The sequence below is a fragment of the Paenibacillus popilliae ATCC 14706 genome (assembly GCF_000315235.1).
Classification (GTDB): domain Bacteria; phylum Bacillota; class Bacilli; order Paenibacillales; family Paenibacillaceae; genus Paenibacillus_B; species Paenibacillus_B popilliae.
Map to the genome: position 1 here is coordinate 1 of NZ_BALG01000027.1, position 12,092 is coordinate 12,092.

Genomic DNA, 12,092 nt, shown 5'->3' on the forward strand with positions numbered 1-12,092 from the left:
TCTAGGCTGCTGTTAATAGCAACCGTTTTTGGCGTTCTCATTGGACACTCCTCCCTACGTAGCCCGCCGGCTTAATTGTTATTTGAGAGGGGGCAAGATGCCCCCACATGTGTCACTTAAACAACAGAACACCGACTATTACGCAACTGACGAGGGCGCCAGCAATCATGATGATTAGGGTGGCAAGCTCGATCTTTTTCATCGTATCCCTCCGTTTATGATATACTTGAGTCGGACGACCGGGTCACTACCCGCCCCGAAGGGCGAGTAGCTTTCTTAGTCATTTATCCCTGATAAGGATGAATACTAAGGTGATGATGGCGGCTAGGAGTTGGACAAGGGCTGTCGTGAGCACAACCAACTCCTTAGTCGATACCCGGTCGTCTTTTTGCTGTGGTTCTGGCTGCGGCGACCTATGGTTTTTCTTTTTGGCCATGTTGTTCACCTCCTTTCTATACTCTAATTATATACTATGCATAGTATATGGTCAACACTTTTTTGTACTGTGCACAGTATAATTTTTGTGGTATCATGTATCATAAGATGGGGTGATCAGAATGGAAGAGAAGAAAAGAAACGCCGCTACTCGCGCAAAACAGAAGTACAACAACGCAAATTACGATCAAGTAAGGGTTTGGGTTCGTAAGGGAGAAAAAGGCCGGATCGATGCTGCCGCAGCCAAGCTCGGCAAGAGTCGTAACGCCTTTGTGGTGGAAGCGATCGACGAAAAAATTGAGCGCGAAGGGTTGGAAAGCCCGTCTGAAAATGATGAGCAAGACAAAGAGCCCCAGGAGTAGTCCTGGGGCTCTTTTACTTGTTATTTAAATTTAAAGGGAATTACTTTTGCCGATTCATTTTGAATCAAGTATCCATTATCAAGATTGGCGAACGCTTCGATTTCTTCTCTAGGTAGTGCGATCTCAGTGACAATGTCTTGCCTTATAATTATTTTATTCTCCACTAGCGCTTCAAATGCTTGCTTTAAAAGCACGGGGTCTTCAAAAGTTAACTCATCGTCCAATGGTTCTTTTGTTAGCCAATTATTCTTGGCCATCTTCTTTCTCATATAAATATATTGGTCGTCCGTTAAGATCCCCAGGCTTTTTGCTCTATACGACATTGCAGCGATAGAGACTTTCCAACGCTTCTTGAGAGCAATGAAATGTTCTATTGAAGAAGAAACAATTTCCGAACAAAAGCTAGGAGATGGCAGAAGAAAAGAACCAGCGAAACGATGAGCCTCTTTCTCTATCCGTGAATAATTTTCTCTTTTGTTAAATTCATTAGGCTTGATTTTTGAATGTAAAACCAAATGTGCAAGTTCATGTGCAATATCAAATCTTGAACGGGATGCTGTTTTATCGCTACTCAATAAAATGTAAGGTCTCTCCATATTATGCCAACTGGAGCAAGCGTCTATTGAGTAATTAGAAAAAGAAGCCCTCGCAATAATAGCTCCCATTTTTTCAAGCAATAAAGTTACATTGCTTATAGGGCCATTCCCTAATCCCCATTGTTTTCTAACTTCAATCGCCATTTCATCAATTAATGAGAAATCAGTTGGAAAATAATTTTCTCGTGTGATCAAACGAGGTATGTTCAAACTTGGATATTCTATGAACTGCTCTGTATACTTATGAATTTCTTTTACACGGTTTAGTTTATTTGCATGTACTTTCTTTGACCTAACTGTTGAATTTGACTTACTTCTAAAATAGATAACAGAGTCACTTGGTGCTTCCATGGGCTTATAAAAATAATTTACTGGTACTGACAAAATTGAAGAAATCTTCTCCAAGATTTCGAAACTTGGTGTAGCTTTTCCTTTTTCGTATTTAGATATCGCTTGGTGTGAAACATCTAGAAGTTCTGCTAAATCCGTTAATGTGTATCCTGTAACTTCTCGTGCCTCGATAAGTCGCTCAGGAACAAACTTGGAAAAGCGACTATTTGCCTCCAAGGCCCTCCACCTCTTTTGTAAAATTTCTAAAATCAATTAGAGTCCCTGATGTAATGGTCTCCTCAGGTTCTTTGTCGTCAATCTTCTCTTGATGAATAACATGTAGATCATGTAGAAGATTGATGCGTTCTCTCCACTGATGAGGGAATCCAATGTTAACAAATTCGGGAGTACTCCCACCACTACTATAGGTTAAAAGTAAATAGTAATTTTCATTATGAAGAAAATTCCCGACATCTATATCAGGGAAATAAAGCATCCCCTGGTTGGCCAATTGTAACTTGTCCCTAAAATAAGCAGGACGTGCAATATTATATGTAGTCTTAACTTGGCTGAATGTCATAACTACTTGATTGTATGAGAGTACAAGGTACTTATGACTACGGTTACGATTGTATTCATAAGAATATGATAATGGAAGTTCCTTTAAATCAATTTGCTTTTGAAAGAGATAACCGATAGCAAGGTTTCTTAAATATCCCTCATGGAGCTTACCCAGTTCCCAGTTAAGAATAGAAGTGTGCTTAATCGATTCCCTTGTTAATGTATATGCTTGTTCTACTACGGAGAGTATTTTTCCCCTAATATTTATCGGAAATTCCGATTTGATTATTTCTTTTGTGTCTGTATGTAATATTGCTGGCTGCATTTTCATCATCACCCCTTGACAAATCCTTGTTGCAACTATCGTACCAAAAACAACGTTTTTTTGCAACCAAATCTGAATAAGGTCTTTGATATGTTAGATAAGCTTTGCACAGCATTAAAATGAAAACTGGACGATATCATTGAGTACGTAGATGACAAAGAGCCCCAGGAGTAGTCCTGGGGTTCTTGTTGTGTAGAGACTAAAAGAGTTGAGAAAGAATCCGACGACTCTATTGAATGGGTGCAGTAAAAAACAGTATGAGAAATAAAGCTTTTGTTTCCAAAAGTTAGGACATGATGTATACTGGAGATAAGAATAAGCTTAGAAGTGTGAAATTATTGGGACTAATTTCCTAGACTAAATTAAGAATTTAATATTTTCAATTACTTTTTAGGAGAAAGAGTAATGTTACATGTATCCTATATTTTTGTTGCAGAAGAAGCATATTTCAGTGATGGGAAAATAAGCGCAGTAAATATTTTCGATGAAATGCCGGTGAAAGTTATCCCTTCGTTATTGGAGAAAAACATCCATTTTATTATTGGCATCACCGCCGAAGAAGCGGATGATGAACAAGAATTTAACATTAGGATAAGGGGAAAAGGGTTTAAGGTTGATTCACAACCATTAAAAGTTCAATTTACAGAGTATGATAAAATTTGTGTTTACAACTTGTTTATCGACAAATTCCCTATTTTATCTGAGGGGACTGTATACTTTGAGGCTGTCTATAAAGACAAAGTGATAGGTAAATACCCTGTAAAGATTTTTGGGGAGGAGGATTAACATGGCATACGTACAATCGCTATCCCTACACCTTGATATTCAATCTAAAAAAAACACGATATTTTTTACGGGTTGTTCAGTAGGCTACACGGAAACTGAAAAGATTATCGCAAGCAATCTTTCGCAAATGGTGCATGACGAAGAATTCTACCGGAAACATAATCTAATTAAAGTAAACTTTGATGTGAAAGTGAAAAGGAGGAATAAAATTGAGATTAGAAGCATCTATTTAATAAAGGATACTGGTCACGTAATCAAGCGTCCACTTGAGGCCGTAATCTTATTAGACGGTGAAGATGATACTGCAACCCAAAAAAGGGATGGTGTTGTTAGTATGCCTGCTAATGACCGTACATATAACGTTATTTTTAAGAGTTCGTTGTCGATATTCATACTGTCTTTTATCTTTTTTGCAATTAGTGTTGTAACAAAAATAATTCCTTTGGAAGTATCAATTACAGGAACAGTAATGTCGCTAACTATTTCATTGGCGACTGTGGGACTCGACTTCCTTTTCAGGAGGAATTTTGAATGACCACATCAGCAGGTGACTTTGTTTTACCTGGTTTCAAAGAACTGGCATTGAAAGTTTGGACACCAATCATGTCCTTTGTATTATTTTTGTTTTCCATGATTGCGGTTGTAATCTTTAAGGCGAAAGATGTCTCGGAAACGTTTAGTTTTGATTTTGCTATTTGGGTATGGATTTTTTTTGCAATAGCTTTTACTCCTCTATGTGGATATATTATGTGGCATCAAACTGTCAAAATAATGACTGGCCAGGCAAAACCTAAAAAAATAAAGACTAAAAAAAAGAAAGAAATAGAAGCGACAGAAGTATCATAAAGCCCATAGGGTCTGTAAATAATTTTGTACATTGCGGCTGGGCAAGATTCTGGAGCCAGCTAATGCCCCATACTGAAAAACACAAGCCCCGGATCGCTCCGGAGCCATGGTAACTTATGCTCATCACGCATAAATAAGATAAACCACGAAGAGCCTCGGGAGTAGTCCCGGGGCTCTTGCTAATCCACTCGTGACCATATTTTGACCATATTCGCACCTGAAAGTATCCGAAATTATCCGAACTTAATTTCTCAAAAGGCTGATTACCCTAAGAAATCCTATATTATAGGAAGCGAAATTATACGGAGATGATCTTTCCACTGATAGAGGACGCGCTCCTGCGTGGCGGCCGGGCGCTGGTGGCGACGCCGCGGCGGGATGTGGTGTTGGAGTTGATGCCGCGGATAAAGGAGGCGTTCCCGAACGAACGGGTCGTGACGCTGTATGGCGGAAGCCCCGATCGTTGGGGAGAGGGCGGAATTACGCTGGCGACGACCCATCAATTGCTGCGGTTCGACCGGGCATTCGATCTCGTTATTATTGATGAACTGGATGCGTATCCTTATCATCATGATCCGGTGCTCCATCGCGCGGCAGAGCGTGTCTGTCGCCGAGGGGGCGTTTTTGTGTTCCTATCGGCTACGCCGCCGGAAGAGATGCAGCGCCAGGTTCGGCGCGGGACGCTGCGGTACGCGCGGGTGCCGGTACGATATCATCGGCATCCGCTGCCGGTTCCGGCACGGGTCGCGATGCCGGTCGTCGCTTCGTGTTTGACGCGCGGGTCGCTCCCTGGGGCACTGCTCCGCCGAATGGAGGAATCGGTTGGCAGGGGAGCGCAAGTATTTGTCTTCATCACCCGTATCCTACAGATAGAAGGTGTCGTAAGGCTGTTGCAGCGGCAATTTCCGCAGATTCGGGTGGAGGGGACCTCGGCAGCGGATGCGCAGCGCGTAGATCGGGTGCTCCGCTTCCGGGAGCGGGACATTCGGATGCTGGTTACGACGACGATATTGGAGCGAGGCGTAACGGTGCCGAAGAGCGACGTGTATATTCTCGATGCGGATGACAACCTATTCGATGAAGCGTCGCTCGTCCAGATGGCAGGCCGCGCTGGACGATCGAAGGATGATCCGGCAGGCAAGGTCATATTCGGTTCCCGGCAATGGAATCGGGCACAGCGTAGGGCGGTGCGGCAGATTCACGAGATGAACCGGCTGGCGCGGCGGCGTGGTTATCTGCTGCCCGCTTACAAGGGAAGGAGATGGCGTATTGGCTGAACCGGCAGCACAGGGGCATTGGATTGAACGGGGGCTGCAGCGGTTGCTGCGGCCACAGGCGGTTCCGTGTAATATATGCGGTCAGGCGCTGGGCGCATTGGCAGCCGCCTATTATAAGGAGATAAGAGAAGGATCATTAACGAATGAACTATGTGGCAGATGCTTGAGGGATATCCCTTGGATTGAATGGATCGGATGCAGGTCATGCGGCAGGGGCATTCGCTGTCCCGATTGTGCACGCGCTCCGTTAGCTTCGCACGGCTTGTCCGCCAATCGGAGCGTGGTTCAATATAATGAGACGATGAAGCAATGGTTGGCGGAATATAAGTTCCGGGGAAATATCCGGTACGAGTCGGTTATAGCCGCTATGATGCTGGCATCTTTTTCGATGCTATTCCATTCTGTCTATCCTGCAAAGGATGAAGAAGATAATCGGTCAGTGCCAAGGCTCAGGAAGTGGTTGTGGGGAACTCCATTGGTGGAGGTGCTGCCCGACCTCGTAACTTATGTGCCGTCGACGGCGCCCCGGCTGCAAGCGCGCGGGTTCAACCAGGCGGAACGGCTGGCCCAGATGTTGGGACAAGCTTGGAACCGTCCGGTCGTGGCGCTGCTTGACCGGAAGCGGGATGGGGAGAAGCAGAGCAAGCAAGAGCGCCGAGGACGGGAGCGGAGTGCAGCCGCAGCCTTTGCGTTGAACAGACATGCGCCGGCCGTTGCCGCCCGCGGCTTGTCTTCAGCTTTGGTCGGAACGATTAAGCGGCGGGGGCAAATCCGGATTCTCATCATTGATGACGTGTATACGACAGGCAGCACGCTCCGCGCCTGTGCCCGCCAGATTACGCGGCTGAACGACGCCTTTCACATCCCGGTAAATACAACCAGCTACACCTGGGCGAGAGCCTAAATGTTAGCGGTTGTACAAAGTCTGCTTCTAATCACGAAATGAGGCGCTGAACGGCCTCTTTTGAACGCGGAGATGTATTAAAAATCCTCTCGTTTTCTGTCGATGAATAAGTTATGATAAATTACAGCGGCATGAAAGGGGGCATGAAGATGGAGTTAAGCAATTGTCCGCGCTGCGGAAAACTGTTCGCAAAGGCATTCAGGGATATTTGCCCTGCATGTCTGAAGGAGATTGAGCAGGAGTATGAACGATGCGTGGCCTGTTTGCGCGAGAAGCGCCAAATCAGTATGGATGAGCTAAGTGAAGAGACGAAAGTCAACCGGTCCCAGATTACGCAGTTTATCCGGGAAGGACGTATTTCCATATACCAAGCTCCGAATTTGGCATATGATTGTGAAGTATGCGGCAACCCGATTCGGGAAGGACATATGTGCGAGTCATGCCGGACAAGGCTGGTTCGGCAAATACAGGAAGCAGGCAATGCGAAGGAACCGGAGAAAAAAAACACGGCCTCTGGAACGGGGGCGTACCGGGCTTTTGAATCGTCCCGTAACAAATAGGCCGTGGCATCCAACTTCTTTGGGTTAGAACTACATTTTCCATGACACGGAACCGATAATCATAGTAAAGGTTATCGGTTTTGTTTTATGTACAGATATGCCTATAATAGAATGCAACAAGTTGGAATGAGGGCGGGATGCGAGCCGGATGAACGGCCGTCTGCCGTGTGAAATGAGGTGGAACGATGAAGATTAATGAAAGCCAGCGCGCCGGAGCAATCCAATATTATCAGAAGCAGCAATCGGCCGAAAAGATCTCTCAGAAGTCAACCCGCAAGGATGAACTGACGATATCGACCGAAGCGAAGGAAATGCTGGATGCGCAAAACCGGGTGAGCAATCCGGCCCGCCAGGAGCACATTGCCGAACTGAAGCAGGCCGTTCAGACAGGGACGTATCATGTCGCTGCCGATAAGATTGCGGAGAAGCTGCTTCCCCTGTTGCGCAAAGAAACTGAATGAGCGGAGGAACAAATGTGAGCGCAGCGCCAATTGTGGAAGTATTGAGCCGCATGGAGGATATGTATTCAGAGCTCGTCCGTATCGGGGAAGCCAAGACCCAGGTGATTATTCAGAACGACATCGATAGCCTGGTCAAGCTGTCCCAGCAGGAATCGAAATGCTTGAAGCAGCTTGCTTCCCTGGAGCAGGAGCGGGGAGAGGCCGTACGGTCGTTCCTGCAATCGAAGGGGATTAAATCGCAGTTGAAGCTTACGGTAACCGAGATAACGAAGCTGATTTTCGACGCGAATGAGCGGCAGGAGATGCTGGCCGTGCAAGAACGTATCCGGGTGGTGCTGGAAAAGTTGAAGTTCATCAATGACCATAACCAGACGCTCATTCAGCAGTCCATTCATTTTGTCGAATATCAGCTTAATTTGCATATTGATTATTCCGATCAAGACATGCTGTACCGCCGTCCGGAGCAAGCTGCCCCTCAATTCAGCAGACCCGGCATGATGGATACACGTGCATAGACGGAGGAAAGAAGGGAAGGAATAAAGATGGTATCAACCTTTCACGGACTGGAGACAAGCAAGCGCTCCTTGTTCGTCCAGACGACCATGATGCAGACTTTGGGACATAACATTGCCAATGCTTCAACGGACGGTTATACGCGACAGCGAGTGGACGCCTCTGCGACCCGGCCGTTGGCGATGCCGGGCATGTATAACAGCGTAGCTCCGGGGCAACTGGGCACCGGTGTGCAGCACGACAGTATTACCCGGATCCGTGATAGCTTCCTCGATGTCCAATTTCGCAGAGAGAATCAGTCTCTCGGTTCATGGAGCATCATCGATAATACGATCCGCTCGATCGAGACTTTCTTCAACGAACCGTCGGATAATGGCTTGCAGAGCGTCATGGATAAGTTCTGGAACTCTTGGGAAGTCCTCAATCGCGACCCCTCCCTGCTCAGTGCGCGCGTTGAAGTGGTCGGCGCGGCAACCAACTTCACCGATATAATGAGGAAACTTGATGAGTCCTTGACCAAGCTGGAGAATGATATTCAATCCAGCATCAATAGCAAAGTGAACGAGGCGAACGGTTTGATCGCGAATATCGCGGCCTTGACGGGCGACATTAAGCGAGTTGAACCGGAGAACAATGCCAACGATCTCCGGGATCAGCGTGACTTGTTGATTGATAAGCTCTCTACCATTATTGACGTGCAAGTGACCGAAGGAGAGGCAGGCGATATCACCATCCTGTCCGGGGGAATTACGGTTGTTGGGAACGGAGAGGCGACGGAGATCGCTGCGGATGTAGAAGCTGCGTCAGGACAGCTTCATGGCTACTCGCAATCGCTTGCCGAAGTAGCTCAAGTGCGGAACCAGATGAATGCGATGGTCAGAACGATGGTAACCGGAACGGTGGATGTCGAGCTGGCGGCAGGCTATGTGGCAGCTTCGGATCTCGTTGCCAAGAGTGCCGTGGAGCTGGAGAACGGGACGACGATCCCGGCAGGCGGCACGATTCCAGCCGGTTCGCGCCTGAAAGGACCCGCCACGGTGGAAGTAAACGGATTTAACGGGCTGCATAGTCTTGGTTATACGTTGACAGACCCTGCCAAGTCCGGCATTCCGTTCTTCACGACGAAGGATGGCGGTGAATTCTCGATCAGCAACATCCAGGTCAATGTCGATATCGTGAATAACGTCAGCAATATTGCGGCTTCCGGCCGCTATGATACCGAGAACGGGCAGAACGTAACGGTCAAGGGAAACAGTGTCATCGCGCATGCGTTGGCCTCCCTTCGCGATAAATCATTCAACTACCCGGCTGATTTGACGTCGTTGTCTACGGGTTCCATAGACGATTATTACCGGGCGGTTATGGGAGATCTGGGAACGCGGGCGATGAACGCGAAGCGGTATGTCCTAGTGCAGAGCGATATGGTCGATTCCGTTAAGTACCGCCGAGAATCGGTGAGCGGCGTATCATTGGACGAAGAGACGGCAGACATGATTCGCTTCCAGCATGCTTATAATGCGGCGGCGCGAAATATGACGGCGGTGGATGAAATGCTGGATCGGATCATTAACCAGATGGGTGTTGTTGGTCGTTAATTTAAAATAGCTAGTAGCTAGCTAACGGGAATAGGAGGATGGAACATGCGTGTAACGAGTGCAATGCAGAACACCCAATTTCTTCGCAATTTGCGACATATTAACAGCAACACCCTTGACCTGAATAATAAGTTATCTTCCGGTCAACGCATTCATCGGCCGGGCGACGATCCAGTCGGCATCGGCTATCAGATGAGGTATGACAGCGAGCTGAACCGAAATGATGAATTTACTGCCAATGCAGAGATGGGTTCAGGCATGCTGCGTACAATGGATTCCTTGCTGCAGCAGGCAAGCGATGTGCTGAAGCGGGTGCGCACGCTGGTGCAGCAAGGAGCGACAGGTACAACGCCGGATGATGCGCGCGAGGCGAATGCGGCCGAGCTGAAGCAGCTCAAGGAGCAGCTTGTCATGATCGGGAACAGCTCCTACAACGGCCGCTATCTGTTCAACGGCCAGAAGACGGATATACCCCCTTATACGACGGAGGGGGCGGCGACGGAGAAGACAGACGAAGGCGTTTACAGACTGAATGTAAGTCCTGCGGTCACCGTTCCGGTAAGTATTACGGGCGAATTGATATTTGGCGAGGCCGTCGATACAACGCTACCGATCGATAAAGATAACGATAATATCTTTCAAATGATGAATGATATGATCAATGCGGCAGAGAATAATGACATCGACGGACTATTGAATGGATTGGAGCGAATTGACGCCGCCTCCGACCGGATTAATACGCAATGGGCAGAGATTGGGGCGCGTATGAACCGCTTCGAGCTGATGGAGAACCGCCTGGCAGATGATAAAGTCAACTTACAGGGGGAACGCGCCCAAGTCGCCGATGTCGATATGCCGGAAGCGATTATCGCCTTGAAGACACAGGAAAACGTGATGCAGGCAGCCTTGGCAACCGGAGCAAAGATTATGCAGGTATCGCTGATCGACTTTATTCGTTAGTCGGAGAAGGGTTGAATTCCAATGAAGATATCGGATACCCTTAGGCAGATTCAATCGCATTCCTTCCGGTATGAGCCGGCGGAGTTAACGATTCATCGGCGTCCCGCCGAGCTAGAGGCCGATTGGCAGCCGGTCTGGGACGAGCTGGGGCTGGAGCGTCCCTCGCTCTTTGCCCGTGAGCAGGCGAATTCTGCAATGCAGATTGCCATGAAGGGAACGGCGCAGAAAGCGCAAGAGGGCGATCGACTTGGCAATATTGCCAAGTCGAAGACGACATTCGGTCAGATCGCATTCGAACGTTATATGCAAAAAGGCGAAAAGGAAGTGCGGCTCTACGCGCTGCCTTCCCAAAGCGTAGCCATCGATATACGGGTTTATCCGCCGGAAATTGAAGTGCAAACGAAAGGTGTTGTTCGGGAATGACAGTAACCAATGGTACAGTCGCATCACATGTTACGATCCATAGTTCCAATTATGGGGCTCTCCATCCTGAACCTCATCAGATCTACGAGTTTGTCAAAGGCATGATCGGATTTCAATCCATTGCCCGATACGCCTTATTGCCATATGATGACTCCGTCTTCTACATTCTCCATGCGGTGGATGAGGAACGAAGCTTTATCTTAATTCCGGCGGAATATGTTCAGAACTACAGCTTTCCTATTGACCGGAATACCGTGGAAGCGTTAGAGGTTGAAGCGCCTGAGGACGTCGTCACCATGCTTGTCGTTAATATTATTAACGATGGGATGAGCGTGAACTTGCGAGCTCCCGTCCTCTTCTCGCCGACAACACAGAAGGGCTGTCAGTATATCATCATGGACTCCAATCTTCCCGTCCGACATTTTATCCAAGGAAGGGAAGAATAGGATGCTGGTGCTGAAGCGAAAAAACGGCGAGACGGTGATGATCGGCGACGAGATTGAAGTGCATGTGCTTGGCGTAGAAGGCGATTATGTCAAGCTTGGCTTTGTTGCTCCGAAAAATGTGCAAATTATGCGGAAAGAATTGCATGAGAGCATTATGCAAGAAAATACTTTCGCCGTGGAGACCACGAAGGGAGCCAACGAAAACCAAGCTATCCATAGGATTGAAATGTTGAAGAAGTTTAAAAAATGAAAGATGTGCCCACAGGAAAGCCCGCATAAGGAAAATTGCCATGCAGTGAGGTGGATCTAGATGAGCGGCATTCATCGTACATACACCGCGAGTATAGACTTACAGCTTCATCGGTCAGCGATACAATCCTTGAAAAATATGTTTGGCAATAAATTACCGGGGGAAGCTACTTCTTCACAACCTGGATCTACCTTGGCTTACATCAATATGAGCATCGAAGACAAGCAGGATCTGCAAAAAAAGCTGGAGGAGTTGAATGAGTCGATTGCCGACGCCGGCAAAGAGTTACATTTTAAATACCACGATGACGCCGAAGAACTCTATGTCGAGGTTATCGATAAGAAGACGAGGGAAGTGATAGCCACCTTGCCTCCGGAATATTTAATAGATTTGTCGGTCAAGATGAAAGAGCTTATTGGCTTTTTTTTAGATAAAAAAGTGTAAAGAAAGGTGGTAGTAACC

The 12,092-nt window shown here is 47.2% G+C and carries 17 protein-coding genes and 1 pseudogene; 15 read left to right on the forward strand and 3 right to left on the reverse strand.

Going from position 1 to position 12,092, the window contains the following annotated elements:
- Window positions 1–280 precede the first annotated feature (280 nt).
- Window positions 281–436 carry a hypothetical protein gene (locus tag PPOP_RS23270; protein WP_006284616.1) on the reverse strand — a complete coding sequence of 52 codons (156 nt, stop codon included), beginning with the start codon at window positions 434–436 and terminating at the stop codon, window positions 281–283.
- A gap of 121 nt (window positions 437–557) precedes the next feature.
- Here PPOP_RS23270 and PPOP_RS03230 point away from each other — a divergent pair, with 121 nt between their 5' ends.
- Window positions 558–797 carry a hypothetical protein gene (locus PPOP_RS03230; RefSeq protein WP_006284617.1) on the forward strand — a complete coding sequence of 80 codons (240 nt, stop codon included), beginning with the start codon at window positions 558–560 and terminating at the stop codon, window positions 795–797.
- A 20-nt stretch (window positions 798–817) separates the two neighbouring features.
- Here PPOP_RS03230 and PPOP_RS03235 read toward each other — a convergent pair whose 3' ends face one another.
- Together PPOP_RS03235 and PPOP_RS03240 are read right to left on the reverse strand one after the other, a co-directional pair.
- Window positions 818–1,960, reverse strand: coding sequence for a helix-turn-helix domain-containing protein (locus PPOP_RS03235; protein WP_006284618.1), 1,143 nt, complete (start codon window positions 1,958–1,960; stop codon window positions 818–820).
- A complete protein-coding gene (locus PPOP_RS03240; RefSeq protein WP_148277814.1) occupies window positions 1,947–2,621 on the reverse strand; it encodes a hypothetical protein in 675 nt (224 codons plus the stop codon). Before PPOP_RS03240 ends, PPOP_RS03235 begins: the two co-directional genes overlap by 14 nt.
- Before the next feature lie 393 nt (window positions 2,622–3,014).
- On the opposite strand from PPOP_RS03240, the gene PPOP_RS03245 reads away from it, so the two are divergent.
- The 14 genes and pseudogenes from PPOP_RS03245 to PPOP_RS03310 all read left to right on the forward strand — a co-directional run bounded on the left by PPOP_RS03245 (window position 3,015) and on the right by PPOP_RS03310 (window position 12,074).
- Entirely contained in the window at window positions 3,015–3,395 is a 381-nt protein-coding gene (locus tag PPOP_RS03245) for a P-loop NTPase family protein (protein WP_006284620.1), read from the forward strand.
- A gap of 1 nt (window position 3,396) precedes the next feature.
- On the forward strand, window positions 3,397–3,930 hold the full coding sequence (locus PPOP_RS03250; protein WP_006284621.1) for a hypothetical protein: 534 nt from the start codon (window positions 3,397–3,399) through the stop codon (window positions 3,928–3,930).
- On the forward strand, window positions 3,927–4,241 hold the full coding sequence (locus tag PPOP_RS03255; RefSeq protein ID WP_006284622.1) for a hypothetical protein: 315 nt from the start codon (window positions 3,927–3,929) through the stop codon (window positions 4,239–4,241). The genes PPOP_RS03250 and PPOP_RS03255 overlap by 4 nt, the downstream gene beginning before the upstream one ends.
- A gap of 302 nt (window positions 4,242–4,543) precedes the next feature.
- Window positions 4,544–5,518, forward strand: a pseudogene (locus PPOP_RS03260) (helicase-related protein); the annotation flags it as partial.
- Window positions 5,511–6,422, forward strand: a complete 912-nt coding sequence (locus PPOP_RS03265; RefSeq protein ID WP_052516572.1) for a ComF family protein — start codon at window positions 5,511–5,513, stop codon at window positions 6,420–6,422. The pseudogene PPOP_RS03260 and the gene PPOP_RS03265, both read left to right, overlap by 8 nt.
- A gap of 149 nt (window positions 6,423–6,571) precedes the next feature.
- Entirely contained in the window at window positions 6,572–6,982 is a 411-nt protein-coding gene (locus PPOP_RS03270) for a TIGR03826 family flagellar region protein (RefSeq protein ID WP_006284625.1), read from the forward strand.
- Between the two features lie 185 nt (window positions 6,983–7,167).
- Window positions 7,168–7,443: a flagellar biosynthesis anti-sigma factor FlgM gene (gene flgM, locus PPOP_RS03275; protein WP_006284626.1), complete on the forward strand. Its 276-nt coding sequence runs from the start codon at window positions 7,168–7,170 to the stop codon at window positions 7,441–7,443.
- Between the two features lie 14 nt (window positions 7,444–7,457).
- Window positions 7,458–7,958 carry a flagellar protein FlgN gene (locus PPOP_RS03280; protein ID WP_006284627.1) on the forward strand — a complete coding sequence of 167 codons (501 nt, stop codon included), beginning with the start codon at window positions 7,458–7,460 and terminating at the stop codon, window positions 7,956–7,958.
- 27 nt (window positions 7,959–7,985) lie between these two features.
- A complete protein-coding gene (gene flgK / locus PPOP_RS03285; RefSeq protein WP_006284628.1) occupies window positions 7,986–9,551 on the forward strand; it encodes a flagellar hook-associated protein FlgK in 1,566 nt (521 codons plus the stop codon).
- A gap of 45 nt (window positions 9,552–9,596) precedes the next feature.
- Window positions 9,597–10,511 (forward strand): flagellar hook-associated protein FlgL, encoded by a 915-nt coding sequence (gene flgL, locus PPOP_RS03290; RefSeq protein ID WP_006284629.1) that lies wholly within the window; start codon window positions 9,597–9,599, stop codon window positions 10,509–10,511.
- 21 nt (window positions 10,512–10,532) lie between these two features.
- Window positions 10,533–10,934 carry a DUF6470 family protein gene (locus tag PPOP_RS03295; RefSeq protein WP_006284630.1) on the forward strand — a complete coding sequence of 134 codons (402 nt, stop codon included), beginning with the start codon at window positions 10,533–10,535 and terminating at the stop codon, window positions 10,932–10,934.
- Window positions 10,931–11,380: a flagellar assembly protein FliW gene (gene fliW, locus PPOP_RS03300; protein WP_006284631.1), complete on the forward strand. Its 450-nt coding sequence runs from the start codon at window positions 10,931–10,933 to the stop codon at window positions 11,378–11,380. Before PPOP_RS03295 ends, fliW begins: the two co-directional genes overlap by 4 nt.
- Before the next feature lies 1 nt (window position 11,381).
- Entirely contained in the window at window positions 11,382–11,630 is a 249-nt protein-coding gene (csrA, locus tag PPOP_RS03305; protein ID WP_006284632.1) for a carbon storage regulator CsrA, read from the forward strand.
- A gap of 60 nt (window positions 11,631–11,690) precedes the next feature.
- Window positions 11,691–12,074 carry a flagellar protein FlaG gene (locus PPOP_RS03310; protein WP_006284633.1) on the forward strand — a complete coding sequence of 128 codons (384 nt, stop codon included), beginning with the start codon at window positions 11,691–11,693 and terminating at the stop codon, window positions 12,072–12,074.
- Window positions 12,075–12,092: the final 18 nt, after the last annotated feature.

Excerpts from the sequence above, each read along its gene's own strand:
- PPOP_RS23270 (WP_006284616.1), bottom strand. The coding sequence starts at position 436 with ATGGCCAAAAAGAAAAACCATAGGTCGCCGCAGCCAGAACCACAGCAA.
- PPOP_RS03230 (WP_006284617.1), top strand. The coding sequence starts at position 558 with ATGGAAGAGAAGAAAAGAAACGCCGCTACTCGCGCAAAACAGAAGTAC.
- PPOP_RS03245 (WP_006284620.1), top strand. The coding sequence starts at position 3,015 with ATGTTACATGTATCCTATATTTTTGTTGCAGAAGAAGCATATTTCAGT.
- PPOP_RS03250 (WP_006284621.1), top strand. The coding sequence starts at position 3,397 with ATGGCATACGTACAATCGCTATCCCTACACCTTGATATTCAATCTAAA.
- PPOP_RS03255 (WP_006284622.1), top strand. The coding sequence starts at position 3,927 with ATGACCACATCAGCAGGTGACTTTGTTTTACCTGGTTTCAAAGAACTG.
- PPOP_RS03270 (WP_006284625.1), top strand. The coding sequence starts at position 6,572 with ATGGAGTTAAGCAATTGTCCGCGCTGCGGAAAACTGTTCGCAAAGGCA.
- flgM (WP_006284626.1), top strand. The coding sequence starts at position 7,168 with ATGAAGATTAATGAAAGCCAGCGCGCCGGAGCAATCCAATATTATCAG.
- flgK (WP_006284628.1), top strand. The coding sequence starts at position 7,986 with ATGGTATCAACCTTTCACGGACTGGAGACAAGCAAGCGCTCCTTGTTC.
- flgL (WP_006284629.1), top strand. The coding sequence starts at position 9,597 with ATGCGTGTAACGAGTGCAATGCAGAACACCCAATTTCTTCGCAATTTG.
- PPOP_RS03295 (WP_006284630.1), top strand. The coding sequence starts at position 10,533 with ATGAAGATATCGGATACCCTTAGGCAGATTCAATCGCATTCCTTCCGG.
- fliW (WP_006284631.1), top strand. The coding sequence starts at position 10,931 with ATGACAGTAACCAATGGTACAGTCGCATCACATGTTACGATCCATAGT.
- csrA (WP_006284632.1), top strand. The coding sequence starts at position 11,382 with ATGCTGGTGCTGAAGCGAAAAAACGGCGAGACGGTGATGATCGGCGAC.
- PPOP_RS03310 (WP_006284633.1), top strand. The coding sequence starts at position 11,691 with ATGAGCGGCATTCATCGTACATACACCGCGAGTATAGACTTACAGCTT.